This is a genomic window from Pantoea sp. PA1, from assembly GCF_056856975.1.
Window position 1 is genome coordinate 267258 of sequence record NZ_JBXGEE010000003.1, and the last position, 18845, is coordinate 286102.

An 18845-nucleotide genomic window follows, 5' to 3' on the forward strand; every position below is an offset into this window, starting at 1 on the left:
ATGAACCGTTACTGTCAGGAAGTTCTGGATGCCCATACGCTGATCAGCCGCTGGCTCGGCGATGAAACGGCTCACGATGACGTTTGCGAGAAACTGCTGGGCCGTTTTAGTCCTGCGTTCTCCATGGTGACACCGGGCGGCACCGTGCTGGACTTTGCTGCTCTGAACACTTTTTTCCGCACGCAGCGTGGGGCAAGACCGGGTCTGAACATTGATATCGGCGATATGCAGGTCATTGCTGAAGGCGAAAAATCTGCCACCGTCGTCTATAAAGAGTGGCAGCAGCTTCCCGGACAAAGCGCCACGCTCCGTTTTTCTACGGTGGTGTTTGAATCAGAGGATGATGGCAATATACGATGGCGCCATCTGCACGAGACAGCGTTGCCGCAGGCATAAAATCAGATGGCTGCTAAATGCGCATAATCTATCTTATGTTAAATAAAGTCTCTCAGACATTCAGGGGGGTCGATGCGACATCAACTCACCTGCTGTTCAGGTTCTTTAATCACATGGAGGCACTAGCGTCACTACTCCGGAAGAGTTTTTATGATTAATTTCAGCGGTGATGTACTCAGTTAGTCCGGTCAAAATTAGCTTTCTGGCGGCTCCCGCTCAGATAAAAGCGTAATAACATCCCGTGAGCTATGCAGAAATCTTTCTATACGCACTTCGTAATCCATCACCCTGAACACAATAAGATATCGTCCGTAAGCACAACTTCTGACGCTCTGACCCAGTTCCGGTCTTTCCCGGTAGATAGCTGGTGACTCCGCTATCAGCAGACACTGCTGATACAGTTCTTCCATAAAACTTATCGCACGAATCGGGTTATCCTGCGCAATATAGTCACCGATGGCCTCCAGATCCTGTTCTGCCAGAGGCGACAGACCCAGTTTCATTACGCTTTACCACCCTCGGCCTGCCGCCGATATTTCTGCGAAAGGCGACTAAACACCTCTTCCGCGTTTTTACTCTCGCCGCTCTCTATGCCAGCGCTGACTGCTTTTTGCAGAGCATCAAGTTTCATCTGTTGCTCACGTTCTTCAAGCGCTCTGAGTCCCGCACGGATCACTTCACTGGTGTTGTTATATCGCCCGCTTTCTATCTGGTCTCGTATAAATGCTTCAAAGTAAGGGCTTAGGGCTACGCTTGTTGGCATGATGACACTCCCTCCGGGTTACTATCAGTTAATAACTATTAGTATTTCAGAGTTATCTTTCCCCATCAACTTTCGGCTTCATGAGTTCCGGCAATTTTGCCGAATAAGTAACTTTGCATCGGCCAACGGTGTGCTCTCGCAATGGCACTATTGATACATAACGTTAAACCCCGGCAATTTAGCCGGGGTCAGAATCACGCGTTACTCTTTCGCGATCGGCGTCTCGCTCTCGTCAATCTTCGTTTCGCCCTGAATGCTCCTGATGCGTTTCTCAACATCACTGACCTGCTCGCTGCTGTGCAGCAGGGTGTAAGTCAGATCAAACGCGGTGCTGGCACCCGGCTGCAGCTGCTTCACGCGCTTCTGCTCACGTTCAATCGTCACCGGATAGGCATAACTGGTACCGGGTTCAATGCCGGTGACATAACCCTGTTTCAGGGTGTCGGTATTTTTCCACAGGGTCAGCAGCGGCAGCTGGCGGGTATCAAACTGGATTGAGGCACCGCCCGTCCCGGCTTTATTGATGACTGCGGCAACGGTCTGGTGATTGCTGTCCGACAGCGGCTTGATGTTAAACACCATCTCATCAAAATCTTTGGTCGGACCTTTATAGGTCTGCCACTCTTTTAATCCGGCTTTGGCATAGTCGTTGAACGGACTGATGCCGGACATCGGTGCCAGGAAGCGTGCGCCCTCTTCCAGAATCGGCGTGCCGAAGTTGCTGTGATAGATGATCTGATAGTCGTGCGGATAGTCAGCATGGTTGGTCAGCACATCGTGCAGGCTGAAGCTGTTACTGCCCGGCACATAGCGCAGTTCGGTCAGGGTCTGCAAATCGGCTTTCTTAAAGGTGCTCTCTTTAATCAGACCCCGAATGCGGATCTCATGGGGTGCCGCGTCAGCCACCTCAACTTCCAGCTGAGAGACGGGTGTGTTACCGGCTTTGCCGTGCAGCGTATAGATGCGCCCTTCGTCCGTCACCGGATGACCGGTCCATTCATAGCCGCAGCGCACCATCATCTCATTAAAGCCATCCAGCCAGCCCAGGCCATTACGGCTTTCAAGATTGATGTAAGCCGGGTTGACCACCTCTTTCACGGGAGAATCCCAGCCCATACGGGAACCAAAACCTTCCACGCGCAACAGATTCATCCCGCGGGTCGGACTCAGCGTAATGGTCAGGCCATCCTGACTGCGAATCGTCAGGATCTTACTGCCCTCCTGCTTACCGCCATGAAGCACTTTCTGTTCGATGCTGAACGGTTTACCCTGCAACTTCAGCTCACCGCTGGAAATCTGCCAGTTTCCCTGCTCAGTGCCCTGTTCAGCACTCGTCAGCACCCAGGTTTTTGCCGCAGCAGAACCTGAAACCAGCACCGCCAGTACCGTTAACGCCAGTTTAATCTTCATTCATCGCTCCGTTAGCTGAATCGTTTTTTCATAACATAAGTAAAATTTACTGACTGAAGGTTAAAAGAAACGTGACGATGCTCACCTGACGTGAAATGGCTCTGTTTTAGCGACAGTAATGCGGGCTGAATCACATAAAAGCGTCCGGAAATGAATAATCACGACGGATTTTGTGAAACTGAACAGACTTGGCTTTACTCGATTCAGCGTGTGACACGCACTGTTCTCATAACCGGCAGATAACAGTGGATTAAAAAAACGATAAAAAAATTTTCAGACGCCGCAACTTTTTCCAGTTTTAAACGAACCTGTTAACAGGGACGTCAGACAACCCCGTCTGATCGTCAATGGAGAGAGTAAAGCCAATGAAAAAGACCCTGAAAACCCTGGCTGTCGCGACGCTGCTGGCCCTGAGTGTTCCGGCAACCTCCGCCTTTGCGGCATTACAGGCTGGAGAGAAAGCGCCAGATTTTAAACTGGATGCGGCCCTGGCGGGTAAATCCACCACCTTTTCACTGCAACAGGCCCTGAAAAAAGGCCCGGTTGTGCTCTACTTTTTCCCTGCGGCCTTCAGTGCGGGCTGCACGCTGGAAGCGCATGATTTTGCTGAAGCGACCGACGAGTTCAGTAAACTGGGTGCGACCGTCATTGGCGTGACCGCGGGTAACACCGATCAGATTGCGAAGTTCTCTCAGCTTGAGTGCCGTGACAAGTTTACCGTTGCCGCCGATCCGGGTGCGAAAGTGGCCGCAGAGTATAAGAGCACAATGGAGATGAAGGGGCAGAAGGTGTCAGACCGCACCTCTTACGTCATCGCACCCGATGGGAAAATCCTGCTGAGCTATACCGATAAAAACCCTGACGCGCATATCCAGAAAGCCATGGATGCCGTTAAGAAATATCGTCAGGCCAACCCGGCATAACTTCATCATCTGAGCAGGTAAATCATGCTGACTGCGATTGCAGCCGCCTTTCTGGGCGGCATTATTCTGAACCTCATGCCCTGCGTGTTTCCGGTGATTTCACTGAAAGCGCTGAGCCTGATCCGCCATCATGCCACCCCTTCGCACGCCAGAGCGGAGGGCGTGGCGTTTCTGCTGGGCGTCGTGGTGACCATGGTCGCCCTGACGGCGGTGCTGCTGCTGGCACGGGCAGGCGGTGCATCGGTGGGCTGGGGCTTTCAGCTGCAATCGCCACTGGTCATCGCTGCCCTGATTCTGGTGATGCTGGGTTCGGCGCTGAACCTGCTCGGACTGTTTGAAGTCGGGCTGTCGATACAGCGGGTTGGCGGCGTGGGAAGCGACCGCGGTGGTCTGGTGGGGTCGGCACTGACCGGCGCGCTGGCTATTATCGTCGCCACGCCCTGTAGCGCACCTTATATGGCGAGCGCAGTAGGCTATGCGCTGACGCAGCCCCCGCTGGTCAGCCTGGTGATCTTTATCGCGCTGGCGCTGGGCTTCGCTGCCCCCTTCACCCTGATCTCCTTTTTTCCGGTGCTGGCGCGGATTCTGCCAAAACCGGGCGCCTGGATGAACACGCTAAAACAGGGCCTGGCCTTCCCGATGCTCGGCGCGGTGGGCTGGTTGATCTGGGTACTGGAACGTCAGGCAGGCTCAGCCGCTCTGGCCGCGATCCTGGCCTGCTGCCTGCTGCTGAGTTTTGCAGCGTGGCTGTATGGCATGGCGCAGAAACGCCGTATGATGGGTCAGCGTCACGGGATGCTGCATGTTGCCACCGCGTTTTTCCTCGCGCTGGTCGTGGTGCCTTTGATGAACCTCAACAGTTTTGCCGCCGCACCTGCCGACACAGATACCGCCTCACAGGCGGCCGCTGCCGTTGCCTGGTCACCGCAAAACGTTGACGCGATCAAAGGCCAGGGCAAGCCCATTTTAGTGAACTTCACGGCTTCCTGGTGTATCACCTGTCAGGTCAACGACCGCACCTCGCTGTCGACGCAGGCGGTAAAAGCCGCGATGGCGCGCACCAGTACGATCTACATGGTGGCGGACTCCACCCAGTACAATCCTGATGTGGAACAGGCACTCAGCGACTTCGGTCGTGGCGGACTCCCGCTCTACGTGGTCTACCCGGCTGACGGGGGGAAACCGGAAGTGCTGCCACAGGTGCTGACGCCGGGGATTGTCATATCAGCGCTGGATAAGGCGACGGAAAAAGGAAAGAAAACCTGAAACGACTGAACCAACAGGCGCCTGGGGCGCTGACCGGCTGATGTCCGATGCCAGAAACTGATCGGCGCGCACAGCAGTGGCCAGCGCTGATGGCACGCGCACAGGCGGGCGACAGAGCGGCCTATAACCAGTTACTGAAAGCGATGGTTCCGGCCATCCGGGCACTGGTGTGCAAAAAAATCCGCGACGAGGCCCTGGTTGAGGATGTGATTCAGGAGACGCTGCTGGCGATCCACCGGGTGCGGCATACCTACGATCCGCAGCGGCCTATCCTTCCCTGGGTAGCGGCTATCACCGCTGCCCGGACCATTGATGCGCTGCGTCAGCATGGCCGACGTCAGGAAGTCCAGGATGAGGAGGTGCTGCAACGCCAGCCTGCTGCAGGGGCTGACACCGCCGCCGATGCCGATATCCTCTCGGGTTATCTGGACACCCTTCCGCTGCGTCAGCGGGAAATTGTTGAATCCGTACATCTGCGTGAGCAGAGCCTGGCGCAGGCGGCCGCTGAAACGCATCAGTCGCTCTCTGCGGTTAAATCCCTGTTGCATCGCGCAATGGTTAATCTTCGTAAATATGGACGGGGTCATCATGAAAAATCATGACCAGCTAATTAATCAGCTCAGCGCCTCTGCGCAGCCGGTACGACGGGTGTGGCCAACACCCTGGCGGGTGGCGGGCTGGATCGCGCTGGCCCTGCCATGCGGTGCGCTGAGCAGCTGGGCATTTCACACCAGGCAGACAGACTGGTCACAGCCCGGCGCGTTACTGGCGCTTGCCGGCCTGGTGCTGTCACTTATCATCGCGGGCAACATGCTGGCGGCAGCCTTTACACTGAGCATTGCGGGAAGGAAACCCCTCAGCCTGCGCGGTTCGGCGGTGCTGACGGCGATCTGGCTGGCGCTGAATCTGATTAACATGTCATCGTCGGAACCGCCAGCGGCAGCAGGCCGGTTTGGTGAAGGGATACACTGCTATCTGTTTATGCTCTCTGCCAGTGTGCCGATGATGCTGATCTCCGTGGTTGCCCTGCAGCGCACCCGATCACTCCATCCGGCGCGCAGTCTGGCCCTGACCGGCTGCAGCAGCGCATTCACCTCATCTATGCTGCTGTCGCTATGCCATGAAACCCACCTGCATGCCATCGACTTCTCCATGCATCTGGCCGCAGGCCTGACCATAGTGGCTCTGACGGTGCTGGCGGGCCGCCGCTGGGTCAGGCTGGAGAGGTAACCGCGACGGCGTTCACTCTCAGCAGCCACTTTACCCCGCGCTGCCCCCCCCCGCTCTCCGTGTTAGCAACAAATCCGGCGCGGAGGCTGTCAAAACTCAGGCTTTGGCGTAGGCTGAAAGCTGGCTGGAATCACGACACGGGAGAAGGCAATGCACGAAGAACTAACGGCTCAATGCCACTGTGGCGCAGTGGCATTCAGGGTGACGCTGAAAGATGGGTTTAACACGGTGCGCCGCTGCAACTGCTCATTTTGCCGGATGCGCGGCGCAGTCGTGGTATTTGCCACCCACGTGGCGTTAACGCAGGGTGACGCACAGCTCACCGAATATCGCTTTAACAGCAAACAGGTGGGACACTACTTCTGTTCGGTCTGTGGCATCTACACCTTCCATCAGAGCCGGTCGCAACCCGATCAGTTCGGCGTGAACGTCGCCTGCCTGGACGGGGTTTCGCCCTTTGATTTCACCGACGTGCCGGTCTCCGATGGCATGAATCACCCCAAAGATGGCGGCGCCGGTGGGATCGCGGGGCATCTGGTTTACACCCCGACCCGCTGAGCCAGCCGGGAAGCACTATTCCCGGCTCGGTTTGCCGCTGAAACGGGTGATCGGCTTCTCCTCTTCCCTGTCGATCTGCTGAGAGAAGACATCCAGCGCCGTCAGGAGAGGTCGCAGGCCGCGCCACAGCTCCTCATCATTGAGCAGACGGATGATGCCGCGAATACCCGGCGCGGCTTTTTCCTGACGGGCCTCTTCCCGCGCCGGTTTGACGGCCATTGCCGCATCACGGATCGCCTGCAACAGATGATTGAACCGCTCGGGCGGCACACTGCCCAGCGTCATCATCAGCAGCGAAATGTTCTGAAGGGCATTCTGCGTGCCGGGCTGATTAAGACCCGATACCAGAATCTTACCCACCTCGCTATTCGACTTCACCAGATCGTTCGCCAGGCGCAGAAAACCGTGCTGGTGGAGATTTTCAATCAGCTCATCCATCGCCTCTCTGGCGGTCGGTTCGGTTCGCGCAGGCGTAACCTGATATGTTATCCGTTCAGCCATTAAAATTTCTCCGGTTTTTCAACATGTTCAGGCGGCTCACGATAGCCGGCCTGCTGCCACTTTTGCTCAATCGGCAGGTGATCGAGTGGGGTCCGGCTGCCGTGCCGGAAGTTGTGAAGCGGCATCGGATCGGGCTGAGGCCGACGGTCAATGCGCTTCATATTGACGGCAATCTCTTTATAGGCGGGTGTGTTGACGTCAGGATCGTGATGTTCCCCGGTCAGGGCATTAACGCCATCCTTTCCGTGGTGGATTGGCATAAAGAGAATATGACCGGCCACGCGTTCGGTAATGACAACCGGCACATCCACCGAACCGCGCCGCGAGGTGATACGCACCCACTCCCCTTCGGTCAGGCTGCGCGACGCCGCCAGCACCGGTGAGATCTCCACAAAGGCGTTGGGCGAGAGTGAGAGCATGCGTCCGCCCTGCCCGGTCTGATTCATCGACTGAAAATGCTCCAGCATCCGGCCGTTATTCAGCAGCAGATTATATTCCGCATCCTCCTGCTCAGCGGGAGGCTGCCAGCTCAGCGGATAGAGCCGGGCTTTGCCATCCGGGAAGTTAAACCGCTCGGTATAGAGCCGCGGAGTGCTTTCGCCTGCCGCGCTCACCGGCCAGAGCTGCGACTGCCAGCCGACCAGCTGTTCATAGCTGACGCCCGCAAAGATTTCTGCAATCCCTGCTGCCTCCGCCATGATTGCACCGGGATTCGGATAGTGCCACGGGTGGCCCAGACGGGCGGCGAGTTCGGTAAAAATCTGCCAGTCAGGCCGGCTGTCACCCAGGGGTTTCATCGCCGGAGAGAAGTGCTGGATACGCCGCTCGGTGTTGACATAGGTGCCCTCTTTTTCGACGCTCGGGCAGCCGGGTAAGACGACATCGGCAAATTCAGCGGTGCGCGACATAAAGATGTCCTGCACCACCATAAATTCCAGTTTACTGAAGGCAGCGTGCACCGACGCGGAATCGGCATCGGCAAACGCCGTATCCTCCCCGGTGATGTACATTGCGCGAATCGTGCCCTCACCGGCCTCTTTCACCATTTTAAAGTTATCGGCCCCCGCTTTGTCGGAGAGCGCTTCCGGTGCCACGCCCCAGGCACGCGCCCATTTTTCTCGCATTGCCGGATCGGTCACTTTCTCATAGCCAGGGTAGAGATTACTCAGACAGCCAAAGTCACTGGCGCCCTGTACGTTGTTATGGCCGCGCATCGGATAGCCACCGGTGCCGGGCCGGCCATAGTTGCCGGTAACCAGCAGCAAATTCGACAGTGCCGTGCTGGTGTCTGCGCCGTGGCTGTGCTGCGTGATGCCCATCGCCCATAAGATACAGGCACTGCCCGCCTGGCCGATCATCTCTGCGGCTTCGATCAGCGCCGGTTCGCTCAGGTCACAAATCTCGCTGGCAAAAGCCAGGGTAAAGGGAGCCAGTGAAGCCCGGTACGCCCCCACCTGATTAACCCGCTGCGCCAGAAACGACTCATCGGCATAACCGTGGTCAAACATATATTTCGCCATCGCTGAGGCCCACACCAGATCGGTGCCGGGACGGATGCGCAGATAGCAATCGGCACGCTCGGCCATTTCATGACGGCGCGGATCGACAACCAGCAGCTTCTGACCGCGATGTTTGTGACTCTGTTTGATGTGGGAGGCGATAACCGGGTGGTTTTCAGAGAGGTTACTGCCCACCAGGACTATCAGTTCCGTCTGCTGCAGGTCTGCAATCGTTCCGGCGTCACCGCCATAGCCGACCGTGCGAAACAGTCCCTCTGTCGCCGGGTTCTGGCAGTATCGGGAGGAGTTGTCGACGTTGTTAGTGCCGAAGATCAGCCGGGCAATTTTCTGCGTCAGATAGGCTTCTTCGTTGCTGGCTTTACTGGAGCCGATAAAGCCAATCGCATCCCCGCCGTGTCGCCGCGCCACGGCCTGCAACCCCTCCGCTACCCGTTGCAGCGCCTCATCCCAGCTGGCGGGCCGGAAACGTCCGTTTTCACGGATCAGCGGGGTGGTCAGTCGTTCAGGACTGTTCACGAAGTCCCAGCCGAATTTGCCTTTCACGCAGGTCGAAATACCGTTGGCGGGGGCCTCTGCCACCGGCTGAATTTTCAGGATGTGGCGATCGCGGGTCCAGATTTCAAAACTGCATCCGACGCCGCAGTAAGTACAGACCGTTTTAGTCCGTTTGATTTCCGACTGCCGCAGTGCCACATCAATTTTTGAAACGCCGGTGATCGGCTCCATGCCGATGCTGTTCTCCAGCGCTTTTACAAAGTCGATAAGCGGGCGCTTCAGCCCTTCATCCATCGCCGTGAACGGCCCCGCATCGGGCTGCATGGTTTTTTCCAGCAGCGCATTACAGGGGCAGACGGTGACGCAGTGACCACAGCTGACGCAGCTGGAGCCGGCGATTTCGGTGCCGCCATCCCACAGCACACGCGGGTGCGCCTGGGTGTAGTCAATGGAGAGCGTCTCGTTAACCTCGACATTCTGGCACGCTTCAACACAGCGGCCGCACAGGATGCACTGGTCAGGGTCGTAGGTGTAAAACGGATTAGAGTGATCTTTCGCGTAGGGCTTGGGCTGATGAGGATAGTACTGAATCGGAATGTGCATATCGGCCACGGCGTTATGCAGCGTGCAGTCCCCGGTATTGTGTTCGCAGACGGTGCAGTAGAGCTCATGACGGTTAAGCAGGCGATCCATCCCCTCCTGCTGCATCGCCTCCAGCACCTGGCCTTCACTCTGCACCGTTAAACCCTCTTCGGTTCGCAGCGTACAGCCCCGCACCCGCTCACCGTTGGCTTCCACCCAGCAGACATCACAGCTCTGTAAGGGCGACAGCGCCGGATGGTAACAGACATGAGGCAATTTTTTTCCCTGGGCATCCAGAAAATCGATCAGCGGCTGGTCGGCCAGGCCCTGCATCCGTTCACCATTGAAAACAATAGTGCAGTAATTTTCACTCATATAAGCCCCATGGCGACATTGCGAATAGCTTCCGGCTGGAAAAATACCCCTGAATTTATAGGGTTGCCTCACAAGCTTAGTGAGGATTAGCCACTACGCCATCTGTACGGCTACGCTTATCCGGGTTAATCGCTGACAGTTAAGGCTTTTTTTAAATGTAATGACTTTTTACCAGCCAAAATCAGCGCGCCTGATGAGGCAGGCGTCGGACGATGCCCGGCTCAATGGGGTTCCGCTGCTAAGCGACATTTATGCCGCTGCTGAAGAAGGGTGTTCAGGCCTCTTATCAAGTATGTTGTAACTATGAAAAAGTGAGAAGCCATTTATCTGAAACGTCACGCGCGTTTTATCCTGCCTTGCATAACGCTTTTTTCGGCAGAAAACGTCTCCGTGTTTATCTGACAGGTGCCGGTTTACCGTACCGCTTATTAACTGAGTATAATAACGCACCGTCACTTCATTATTTCAGACGAAATAAGGCTGAAACGATTTTATCGTCTCGGCCGCTCTATGGATTATTATGATGCCGCAACAGTCCTATTCTCCTGTCCGCTGGTCACTCCTCTCAGCCTGTTATAAACAGGAGGATGAACTGAGCCTGTCCCGATATTGCCCACCGTGAAATTCGCGATCATATCAGGCGTGGGCGCTCATCATTTAGCCATACCAATCAGCCATTTATCCGAATCAGTGCGCCCCTGAAATAAAAGGATGATAATGATAATTGTTATGGTAATATCCTGTTAACCCTGCCCGTGACTTTCTTATCAGGGCCTTCTGGTACGTCATGATTAATTAACTGACCAGTAAACAACTGGCTGGAATGAGGTTCCAATGAATCCCATCGTATATATCGTTGACGACGACGCAGCAGTGACCTCTGCATTGTGCAATCTCTTTATTGCTGACAATTACACGGTCATCGCTTTTTCTTCTGCGCAAGCGTTTCTGGCGCACACGCTGACGTCCCTGCCCTGTTGCCTGATTTTGGATATTAATCTGCCGGACGCAGATGGGTTTGATATCGCCCGGTCGTTAATCGATCGCGGATATGCCATTCCCACCATCTTTCTGACCGGCTTCGGCACGATTCCGGTCACGGTGCGGGCGATGAAAACCGGCGCGTATGAGTTTCTGACTAAACCGGTCGATCCCGACCGTATATTGCAGGCGGTATCGGAAGCCTTACGCATCGCTGAGCAGAATATGGCTTCCTCCGAGGAGCGGCGAGAGTTACTGCAGCGACATCAGACGCTGACCCCGCGTGAAAGTGAGGTGATGCTGCTGGCAATCAGTGGCCTGCTGAACAAGCAGATTGCCGCCGAGATGGGTGTCAGTGAAATCACGGCAAAAGTCCACAAGCGGCGGGTGATGGAGAAGATGAATGCGCGTTCGCTGACCGATCTGGTCCGGGCGGCAGAACGGCTCAACATCGATCATACCCGGCGTCGCTGAGTGCCTGCGCAGCGACGCTGCACCCTTATCCCAGCGGAAGCGTGAACCAGAAGCGACTGCCGCCTTCCGCCCGGTTTTCCGCACCTAACTCACCGTGATGCTTTTTGATGATCCCTTTGCTGATGGTCAGCCCCATCCCCATGCCGCTTTTTTTCGTGGTGTAGAACGACTCAAAGATCCGCTCACGCACCTCATCCGGTAAGCCGCAGCCGCTATCCTGCACCTCAAACCGCAGCGTTTCCGGCGTCGGGTTTTCGGAGGTGAGACGCAGCAGGGCTGCGCGGGGTAATTCATCGGACATGGCATCGATAGCATTGATCACCAGATTCAGCAGCACCTGCTGAATCTGCACGCGATCGCAGAAAATATCCGCCTTTACGGCCCTGAACTTCAGCTCCAGGGAGATCCCCCGTCGCTCCAGTTCAATCCTGGAGAGCGCCAGTATATCCCGGGCGATCAGATGCAGATTCTCAGAGGCGAAGTTCGATTCGTTGTTGCGGGTCAGCGCCTGCAGACCACGAATAATCTCCCCGGCTCGCTTACCCTCATTGATAATCTCATTAAGGCCGCTGGTAACATTTTGCAGCATTAGCGGTTCCCGCTTTAACCAGCGCAGGCTGGCTCCGGCGTTGGCGACTATCGACATCAGCGGCTGATTAATTTCGTGCGCGATGGACGCAGTGAGTTGCCCGACCGTGTTAGCGCGTGTTACCCGCGCCAGATCGGCCTGCGCCATTCGCGCACTATCTTCAGCCGCGCGCTGTGAGGTGATATCCGTAATCGTGCCGAAGTACTCTTTAACGTCGGGGTAGTTTTCCACCGGTTCGCCGATGCCTTTGATATAGCGACACTCACCGTCCGGTCTGAGCACGCGGAACTCAGCCTGCATACTGCGTCCCTGACTGACGCTGTGCGTGACGAGTTCGCTGATACAGGTGTGGTCATCGGGATGCACCCGGGTCAGAAAGTCAGCCATCGACAATCTTTTCTGGCCGGCGGGCAGGCCCATAATGCGGCCATACTCATCGGATACCCGCATCATGTCCTCAGTGACCTCCCAGCGCCAGGTGCCGGTATGGCTGATCTTCTCGCCAAGCATCAGCGAAGTTTTACTGGCGCGCAGCTGTTTCTCTACCCGTCGCCGGTGGTTGTTCTCCTCCAGCAACTCGGCGTAGAGCCGTGCCGTCTCCAGCGAGACGGCTGCCTGCGCACTCAGGGTTTTGACAATGTGCGAGTGTTCAGCGGTAAACGCGTCGGGCATCAGGCGATTTTCCAGATAGAGCACGCCAACCAGCGTCGCCTGCCTGAACATCGGCACACACAATACGGCGGCACCCGATGCCACCAGATAGGGGTCCTGACTGAAGGGGCTGAACGCTTCCGGTTTGCCGGTGCGGATCTCCTGACCGGTGCGGATGACGGCAGAGAGAACCGACAAAGGGAGATCGGTCGCGACCGGTCGCTCTTTGACTATCTGCACCCGCACGCCATCGGCCGTACTTTCGGCCCAGGCCTGCGTCTCCGGAAGGCTGCCCTCCAGAACCCGGATGAGCCTGCAACGCTGGGCCCCGGCGCGTTCCAGCAGCATACGCATCAGGGTATGCACCAGCCGATCCAGATTGATCTCCTCGGTCAGGGCACGCACGGCCGTCAGCATGCTCTCCAGATCGTAAAAAGAGGCATTCTGCATAAAGGGGATGGTGGTCAGCGCACTCTCCGGCACTGGCACGGTCTGATGCGGAACGTGCTGCTCCAGCTGGTGCACCAGCGCCTGCGCACCCCAGTTTTCCCAGCTCGCCATCGCCGCTTTAAGATAGGCGTCCGCGGCGGTATCCAGCTGCAGAGTTTTGCAGCAGCGGCCCGCCAGCTGATTCGCCAGCGCATGAATGTGCAGATAACCCGCCTGGCGTGAGAGCCGGATCGCCTCCTCGTACAGCGTCAGCGCGTCACCTGTCTCCTGCCTGAGGCGCGCGCGCTCTGCCCGCAGCAGGGCAACTTTGTCAGCAAACAGTCCCGGGTTGAGGCGAGCCCAGCCCGAAAACGTCTCCAGATGGTGATCCAGCGCCGCGCTGTCTGCTGACCGCGGCTGCTGACACAGTGACAAGGCGCTGTAAAAATGCAGATCCATCAGGTAGATATAAGCCGGAACCGCGCTGATCAGTGGGCGAATCTCCGTAAAACAGCGCAGTGCGTCATCATATTCAGTGGCATAAAAATGCGCCATGCCCTGATAGAGACCGGCCCAGAAGCGCACCATCGCTTTAGGGCCGGCGACCGGGCCCGGTTCACTGCCCGCCACCAGCGGCAGAGAATCGGCGCGATCCCCGTCCCTGAACCCATTGCGGTCACGCAACTGCACCACCAGGTGCTTCTGCATCACCAGCACGTTTTCGACGTCGGGATAATGCGTTTCACGCGTAAAGGCGAGGCCCCGCTCAATGGAGGTCTGCACCGACTCAAGATGATCGCCACGCGTCAGCATGTTCATAATCTGATGACGCAGCGCAAGGCAGGCAAAGGAGCGATCGCCATGCTGCACCGCAACACGGAAGCTCTCCCGGGCAGATTCCACCGCAACGTCAATGGGCTGTGTCCAGATCCCGACCTGATCCAGCGGCAGCATCGTGCGCGCTTTATAGCGGGCAAAATCATGCTGCTCCACCAGTTCACGGGCCACCCGGCCACAGGCATAGGCAAACTGCCACGCCTGATAGCGTTCGCCAATCAGCATGCTCAGCCAGGCCAGGCTGAACGCAGAAGCGCCGGTCATGCCGTGATCCAGCGTCATCTCCAGCATACGGCAGACCAGTAACAGATGCAGTTGCGGACAGTCGTAGGCGGAGACATAAATGGTGCTGGCCATCAGATCGAGCACCGCTTCAATGTCACGATTCTCGTTCAGCGGCAGGCGGGAAAAGGCGGCATGCGGCGAGTCGCCCATTCTCGCCCTGAGCGCCTGCCAGGCGGCGTCAATCTCCGACTCATCCGGGTCACGCCTGAAGTGCACGCCGGAAACTGCCAGCCAGGCGAGTGCGGTTTCCAGCGCGAGATGGTTGTCAGACTGCCGCATATGGATTTCGGTAGCCAGACAGGCTGCCAGCGATTTCTCACTGAGCGTGCCCGGTTTGCTCAGCAACTGGCTACAGAGCATTTGCGCGTTGGCGAGATTGCCCTGTAAAAACTCGCACTCCGCCTCATCGATACGCAGCATAAAATCACGCCCGCTGACGCCCTGCTGACCCAGCCGTTGCGCAGTGCGCAGATAGCGCAACGCTGAAAGATAGTCCCCGGCGCGTTTCGCCGCCTGTGCGGCACGCAGGCAGAGCGGATAATAACGCTCGCAGTCGGTGGCGCAGAGCGGCAGTTCAGCAATTCTGTCCACGTGATAAACCGTTCTGAAGAGCGCCTCATGACTTTCAGCGGTAACAGCGGCGGCTGTCAGCCAGGCCGCGGCCTGCTGATGAAGATGCTGTTGCTGGCGGAGATCGAGCAGTAAAAACGCCGCGTGATGGACCCGGTCATGGGTAAAGGCGTACTCCCCGCCCGTCAGGGTAATGAAGCGACCGCTGACGGCCGGTTCAAGCCATTCGATAATTTGCGTCACAGGATGCGCGCTGATATGAGCGATCAGGGCGAGTTCACCACTGGCACCCAGACAGGCCAGCGATCCCAGCAGCTGGCGGGTGATCGCCGGGAGCTGCGCCAGCTGATCGAGGACCAGACCGGCGACATTGTCAGTGTACTGTCGCGCAATTAGCTGCGCGCGGTCGTAATGCCACTTCAGCGGGCTCTGACGCACCGCAATCACCCCATCCTCTACCGCCTGCCGAAAGAAGGTCTGAACAGAAAGCGGATTGCCGCCGGTTTTCTCATAGAGGATCTGTGCCAGTTCGCGATGGCCGCAGGGGCGGGAATGCAGCATGTCAGCCAGCCAGCGGGCGATGCCTTTAACGCTGAGCGGCTGGGGCGTCAGCACCACCACCCGCGCCGCGGAGGCTCTGATCCGCAGCAGAAATCCGGCCACCATCGGACAGGGCATCGCGTCTCCCTCCCGGAAGGCCAGCACCAGCATCCAGGGCAGATGGGCATTACGGGTGACCAGATGCTCCAGCAATTGCAGCGTGGCATTGTCTGCCCAGTGAACATCATCAATCAGCAACACCAGCGGCCGCTCAGGCGTGGCGAAAGCGTCAATAAGCGCAGAAACCATCAGATTGAACTGCTCGCGGGCCTCCTGGGCAGGGCGCACCACCGGCTGCACCGCCCGTAGGTTGAGCAGCTGTTTCAGCTCCGGCACCAGTTCAATGGCCAGATCGGCATAGCCGCTCAGGCGTTGCCGCAGGCGAATTCGCCATTGGCTGACCTCCGGAGCGGACAGTCCTGACAGGTAAAGCGTTACGCTGCGCAGCGCGGAGGCGAGAGGGGCATAAGGGGCCATCGGCGAAAGCGGGTCGGCCTTGCTGGCCGCCAGCAGTACCTGTCCGCGCTGCAGGTTTTGCAGAGCAGAGGCGATAAGGGCCGATTTACCTGAACCGGGCGCGCCGCTCAGCATGACCAGGCGCTGCGTACCGCTGCGGCTGACGTCATCCAGCGTTCTCAGCAACTGATGCGCCTGCGGATGCTGCATAAACAGACCCATGGCGCGAAACCCGGCGATAAACGGTTCCTGCAGGCCGGGCGTGAACGGTTTGATGGTGTTCTCTGCTGTCAGCGTCGCCTGACAGCGGCGTAAGTCAGCCATCACGCCCTGAGCCGTCTGGTATCGCTCAGCGGGTGATTTGGCCAGCAGGCGCAGCAGAATGGCAGAGAGAATGGCTGGCACAGCCTCTCTGACCTGATCGGCAGGCCGGGGAGCGGTGGCAATGTGATGGTGGATCCACTCCGCCTCACCCGCACAGGGAGAGCCAAAAGGAAGCCTGCCGGTCAGGTATTGATAGAGCACCACGCCCAGGCTATAGAGATCGCTGAGCGTGCTGACCGGATGGGGTGTCCGCCCGGTGTGTTCAGGTGACATGTAGGCCAGGGTTCCGCCTGAGGCGCGCAGACCCTCCGCCGACTGCCCCGCCAGGGAGGCGAGCCCGAAATTACCCAGCAGAAAGCGGTCATCGTCACCGATGAAGAAATGGTCTGGCTTGATATCCCCATGGACGATGCCCTGATGATGCGCCTGACTGAGCGTGGCGCAGAGTCGCAGTGCCACCTCGAGGAAATCCGCCAGGGTGCCAGGAGGATGCGCCAGCCTGTGCGCCAGGGTCTGAAAGGGAAAGGCGGGATAAACGAGCGCATAACGATTCTGGTAGCGGGTGGAGCCTGTGGCGGTGATGGCCCAGCGTGGTGAAAGATATCCCGCCAGCGCCCGTTCATTCTTAAGCCGCTGCGTGGCCTGATACGTGACCTCGTCACTTTGAGGCGTCGCGATAATGAATGCGTCGCCGGAAGGACGGTGAACTGCTATCCAGCACAGGCAGCCATCCTGCGCCAGCGTGGTCAGCGTGTCGGTTTCGTCAGGGGTGGTGCCCGCGTCGTCACCCTCATGAACAGTGAGTGAAAGAGTGCTCATCAGCGCGCTTCTCCCTGAGATAACGCACAACGGATCAGCGTCAGCAGCGTATCAACATCAATGGGCTTGCGCAAAAAGGTCACGGCACCCAGTGCCACGGCATACCAGAGCGTTGTCTCTTCCTGATCGGCCGAGATAAAAATGACCGGCGGCAGGCCGGGCCGCTGTTTCAGAAGCGTAAACAGCTCAAAACCGGACATCCCCTTCAGTCCGATATCAATAATCAGCATCGCCGCCCCGGCCAGCGCATCATCATCGTTCAGCAGCGCCTCACCGGACTCAAATAATCGGGTGGCGTAGCCGTCTGAATGCAACAGATTGCTCAGTCCACTGCGGACCGCGCGTTCATCATCAACAATGATAATACGCTGTGACAGCGTCATGCAGATATCCTCTGGAACGCCTCACCCTGTGGCAGGCGAGGACTTAGGGCGTTTTATCGCCGTCGGGCGGCGGTGTGCCACTGATTTTTGGCACACATTCATGGCGAAACCACCTCAGCGTGACGGGCTGGCGGCGGCACAGACGCGTCGCCAGCGGAACCAGCTGCTCCCCCACCAGCATGCCAAAGAGTCCCAGCAGCGCCATGACAGGCGGTGCCGGTGAATTGACGTTGATCAGGGCATAGATTACCCCAGCCAGCAGACCCACCGCGAGAGAAATAATGTAGGATTTCAACATGATCGGCTTATCCCGTTGTGGCTGTCACAGGCCGCGCAAAACTCTGCTGCTGAATAGTGGCAGGCTGCTCAGCAGGCAGGATCGCATGAATCAGCGCCCCGCCCAGCAGCATCCCCAGCAGTCCCACCAGCGCAATCGCTGGCGGAGCGGGCGAACGCACCTTAAGCAGGCCATAAAGCACACCGATTACACTCCCTGCCGCCAGGGAAAGAAGAAAAGGATTCATCACCGGACTCCTGTTTTGCCACGCTGCTGACCGGAACAGGGGCACCGGTCAGCAGCACGCGACTTAGCGGACGGGTGCGTGCACCGGAGCCAGGGTACGGTGTTCACTCTTCTGACGGGATGGCGCTTTGTGCACCATGGTATAGGCGTAATCCACACCAATGCCGTAGGCTCCCGAGTGTTCTTTGGCAATGTTCATCACCGCATCGTAAGTGTCACGGTTGGCCCAGTCACGCTGCCACTCCAGCATCACCTGCTGCCAGGTGACCGGCACCACGCCCGCCTGAATCATGCGTTGCATGGCGTAGTCGTGCGCTTCTTTGGTGGTGCCGCCAGAAGCATCCGCCACCATGTAGATCTCGTAATCCCCTTCCAGCATCGCGCACAGCGCAAAGCTGTTATTGCACACTTCCGTCCAGAGGCCTGACACCACCACCTTTTTCTTTCCGTTTGCCGCCAGCGCGTCACGCACTTTCTGGTCATCCCAGGAGTTCATTGAGCTGCGCTCCAGAATATCCTGTCCCGGGAATACATCCAGCAGCTCCGGATAGGTATGACCGGAGAAACTTTCCGTTTCGACCGTCGTGATGATGGTGGGGATATTGAAGACTTTCGCCGCCTTCGCCAGGGCGACCGTGTTGTTTTTCAGCACCTGACGGTCAATGGACTGCACACCAAAGGCCATCTGCGGCTGCTGGTCGATAAAAATAATCTGGCTGTTATGTGGCGTAAGGACTTCAAGCTTAGCGTTGGACATGCGTTCACCCATAGAGGTTAAGTAACGGAATTCCGCCAACCGGCGCGGAGCAAAAGGAGCAGCCTGTACCGGGTTAACACCCCGCTGCTGGCTGTCTGAACCCAGTTTAGGGTGAGCTGTCACGGCAAACTATTATCTCTGCGTATAA

The 18845-nt window shown here is 57.6% G+C and carries 17 protein-coding genes; 7 read left to right on the forward strand and 10 right to left on the reverse strand.

Going from position 1 to position 18845, the window contains the following annotated elements; all coding sequences use genetic code 11:
* A complete protein-coding gene (locus AC1V0D_RS14750) occupies nucleotides 1–396 on the forward strand; it encodes a DUF4440 domain-containing protein (protein ID WP_140923438.1) in 396 nt (131 codons plus the stop codon).
* Between the two features lie 194 nt (nucleotides 397–590).
* Here the strand turns inward: AC1V0D_RS14750 and AC1V0D_RS14755 are convergent, their stop codons facing one another.
* The 3 genes from AC1V0D_RS14755 to AC1V0D_RS14765 form a co-directional block, all read right to left on the reverse strand.
* On the reverse strand, nucleotides 591–899 hold the full coding sequence (locus AC1V0D_RS14755; protein WP_325936836.1) for a type II toxin-antitoxin system RelE/ParE family toxin: 309 nt from the start codon (nucleotides 897–899) through the stop codon (nucleotides 591–593).
* Entirely contained in the window at nucleotides 899–1159 is a 261-nt protein-coding gene (locus tag AC1V0D_RS14760; protein WP_009092989.1) for a type II toxin-antitoxin system ParD family antitoxin, read from the reverse strand. The genes AC1V0D_RS14755 and AC1V0D_RS14760 overlap by 1 nt, the downstream gene beginning before the upstream one ends.
* A 201-nt stretch (nucleotides 1160–1360) precedes the next feature.
* Entirely contained in the window at nucleotides 1361–2569 is a 1209-nt protein-coding gene (locus AC1V0D_RS14765) for an aldose 1-epimerase family protein (protein ID WP_009092990.1), read from the reverse strand.
* Nucleotides 2570–2934: 365 nt separating this feature from the next.
* On the opposite strand from AC1V0D_RS14765, the gene AC1V0D_RS14770 reads away from it, so the two are divergent.
* The 5 genes from AC1V0D_RS14770 to AC1V0D_RS14790 all read left to right on the forward strand — a co-directional run bounded on the left by AC1V0D_RS14770 (nucleotide 2935) and on the right by AC1V0D_RS14790 (nucleotide 6546).
* Nucleotides 2935–3492 (forward strand): peroxiredoxin, encoded by a 558-nt coding sequence (locus AC1V0D_RS14770; protein WP_009092991.1) that lies wholly within the window; start codon nucleotides 2935–2937, stop codon nucleotides 3490–3492.
* Between the two features lie 24 nt (nucleotides 3493–3516).
* Nucleotides 3517–4758, forward strand: coding sequence for a protein-disulfide reductase DsbD family protein (locus AC1V0D_RS14775; protein ID WP_482907666.1), 1242 nt, complete (start codon nucleotides 3517–3519; stop codon nucleotides 4756–4758).
* Nucleotides 4759–4805: 47 nt separating this feature from the next.
* Nucleotides 4806–5360, forward strand: a complete 555-nt coding sequence (locus tag AC1V0D_RS14780; protein ID WP_140029191.1) for a sigma-70 family RNA polymerase sigma factor — start codon at nucleotides 4806–4808, stop codon at nucleotides 5358–5360.
* Complete coding sequence (locus AC1V0D_RS14785; protein WP_009092994.1) at nucleotides 5347–5988, forward strand: NrsF family protein; 642 nt, start codon at nucleotides 5347–5349, stop codon at nucleotides 5986–5988. The genes AC1V0D_RS14780 and AC1V0D_RS14785 overlap by 14 nt, the downstream gene beginning before the upstream one ends.
* A 150-nt stretch (nucleotides 5989–6138) precedes the next feature.
* Nucleotides 6139–6546: a GFA family protein gene (locus AC1V0D_RS14790; protein ID WP_111207122.1), complete on the forward strand. Its 408-nt coding sequence runs from the start codon at nucleotides 6139–6141 to the stop codon at nucleotides 6544–6546.
* A 15-nt stretch (nucleotides 6547–6561) separates the two neighbouring features.
* On the opposite strand, the gene AC1V0D_RS14795 is transcribed toward AC1V0D_RS14790, so the two are convergent.
* A complete protein-coding gene (locus tag AC1V0D_RS14795; RefSeq protein ID WP_140029194.1) occupies nucleotides 6562–7047 on the reverse strand; it encodes a helical membrane plugin domain-containing protein in 486 nt (161 codons plus the stop codon).
* Nucleotides 7047–10019 carry a formate dehydrogenase subunit alpha gene (gene fdhF, locus AC1V0D_RS14800; protein ID WP_482907667.1) on the reverse strand — a complete coding sequence of 991 codons (2973 nt, stop codon included), beginning with the start codon at nucleotides 10017–10019 and terminating at the stop codon, nucleotides 7047–7049. Before fdhF ends, AC1V0D_RS14795 begins: the two co-directional genes overlap by 1 nt.
* A gap of 834 nt (nucleotides 10020–10853) precedes the next feature.
* Here fdhF and AC1V0D_RS14805 point away from each other — a divergent pair.
* Entirely contained in the window at nucleotides 10854–11474 is a 621-nt protein-coding gene (locus AC1V0D_RS14805) for a response regulator transcription factor (protein ID WP_140923448.1), read from the forward strand.
* Between the two features lie 25 nt (nucleotides 11475–11499).
* On the opposite strand, the gene AC1V0D_RS14810 is transcribed toward AC1V0D_RS14805, so the two are convergent.
* The 5 genes from AC1V0D_RS14810 to AC1V0D_RS14830 form a co-directional block, all read right to left on the reverse strand.
* The gene (locus AC1V0D_RS14810) at nucleotides 11500–17034 is read right to left on the reverse strand and encodes an ATP-binding sensor histidine kinase (protein WP_482907668.1); all 5535 of its coding nucleotides are present in this window, start codon (nucleotides 17032–17034) and stop codon (nucleotides 11500–11502) included.
* The gene (locus tag AC1V0D_RS14815; protein ID WP_009093000.1) at nucleotides 17034–17417 is read right to left on the reverse strand and encodes a response regulator transcription factor; all 384 of its coding nucleotides are present in this window, start codon (nucleotides 17415–17417) and stop codon (nucleotides 17034–17036) included. Before AC1V0D_RS14815 ends, AC1V0D_RS14810 begins: the two co-directional genes overlap by 1 nt.
* A 43-nt stretch (nucleotides 17418–17460) precedes the next feature.
* Entirely contained in the window at nucleotides 17461–17715 is a 255-nt protein-coding gene (locus tag AC1V0D_RS14820; protein ID WP_009093001.1) for a XapX domain-containing protein, read from the reverse strand.
* A 7-nt stretch (nucleotides 17716–17722) separates the two neighbouring features.
* Entirely contained in the window at nucleotides 17723–17941 is a 219-nt protein-coding gene (locus tag AC1V0D_RS14825; RefSeq protein WP_140923450.1) for a DUF1427 family protein, read from the reverse strand.
* Nucleotides 17942–18004: 63 nt separating this feature from the next.
* Nucleotides 18005–18697, reverse strand: a complete 693-nt coding sequence (locus AC1V0D_RS14830) for a hydrolase (protein ID WP_010670331.1) — start codon at nucleotides 18695–18697, stop codon at nucleotides 18005–18007.
* Between the last annotated feature and the right edge of the window lie 148 nt (nucleotides 18698–18845).

Bases quoted from the DNA above. Each gene is read 5' to 3' on its own strand.
- AC1V0D_RS14830 (WP_010670331.1), bottom strand. From the start codon at position 18,697: ATGTCCAACGCTAAGCTTGAAGTCCTTACGCCACATAACAGCCAGATT.
- AC1V0D_RS14825 (WP_140923450.1), bottom strand. From the start codon at position 17,941: ATGAATCCTTTTCTTCTTTCCCTGGCGGCAGGGAGTGTAATCGGTGTG.
- AC1V0D_RS14805 (WP_140923448.1), top strand. From the start codon at position 10,854: ATGAATCCCATCGTATATATCGTTGACGACGACGCAGCAGTGACCTCT.
- AC1V0D_RS14815 (WP_009093000.1), bottom strand. From the start codon at position 17,417: ATGACGCTGTCACAGCGTATTATCATTGTTGATGATGAACGCGCGGTC.
- AC1V0D_RS14775 (WP_482907666.1), top strand. From the start codon at position 3,517: ATGCTGACTGCGATTGCAGCCGCCTTTCTGGGCGGCATTATTCTGAAC.
- AC1V0D_RS14760 (WP_009092989.1), bottom strand. From the start codon at position 1,159: ATGCCAACAAGCGTAGCCCTAAGCCCTTACTTTGAAGCATTTATACGA.
- AC1V0D_RS14785 (WP_009092994.1), top strand. From the start codon at position 5,347: ATGAAAAATCATGACCAGCTAATTAATCAGCTCAGCGCCTCTGCGCAG.
- AC1V0D_RS14750 (WP_140923438.1), top strand. From the start codon at position 1: ATGAACCGTTACTGTCAGGAAGTTCTGGATGCCCATACGCTGATCAGC.
- AC1V0D_RS14780 (WP_140029191.1), top strand. From the start codon at position 4,806: ATGCCAGAAACTGATCGGCGCGCACAGCAGTGGCCAGCGCTGATGGCA.
- AC1V0D_RS14795 (WP_140029194.1), bottom strand. From the start codon at position 7,047: ATGGCTGAACGGATAACATATCAGGTTACGCCTGCGCGAACCGAACCG.
- AC1V0D_RS14770 (WP_009092991.1), top strand. From the start codon at position 2,935: ATGAAAAAGACCCTGAAAACCCTGGCTGTCGCGACGCTGCTGGCCCTG.
- AC1V0D_RS14810 (WP_482907668.1), bottom strand. From the start codon at position 17,034: ATGAGCACTCTTTCACTCACTGTTCATGAGGGTGACGACGCGGGCACC.
- AC1V0D_RS14765 (WP_009092990.1), bottom strand. From the start codon at position 2,569: ATGAAGATTAAACTGGCGTTAACGGTACTGGCGGTGCTGGTTTCAGGT.
- AC1V0D_RS14790 (WP_111207122.1), top strand. From the start codon at position 6,139: ATGCACGAAGAACTAACGGCTCAATGCCACTGTGGCGCAGTGGCATTC.
- fdhF (WP_482907667.1), bottom strand. From the start codon at position 10,019: ATGAGTGAAAATTACTGCACTATTGTTTTCAATGGTGAACGGATGCAG.
- AC1V0D_RS14820 (WP_009093001.1), bottom strand. From the start codon at position 17,715: ATGTTGAAATCCTACATTATTTCTCTCGCGGTGGGTCTGCTGGCTGGG.
- AC1V0D_RS14755 (WP_325936836.1), bottom strand. From the start codon at position 899: ATGAAACTGGGTCTGTCGCCTCTGGCAGAACAGGATCTGGAGGCCATC.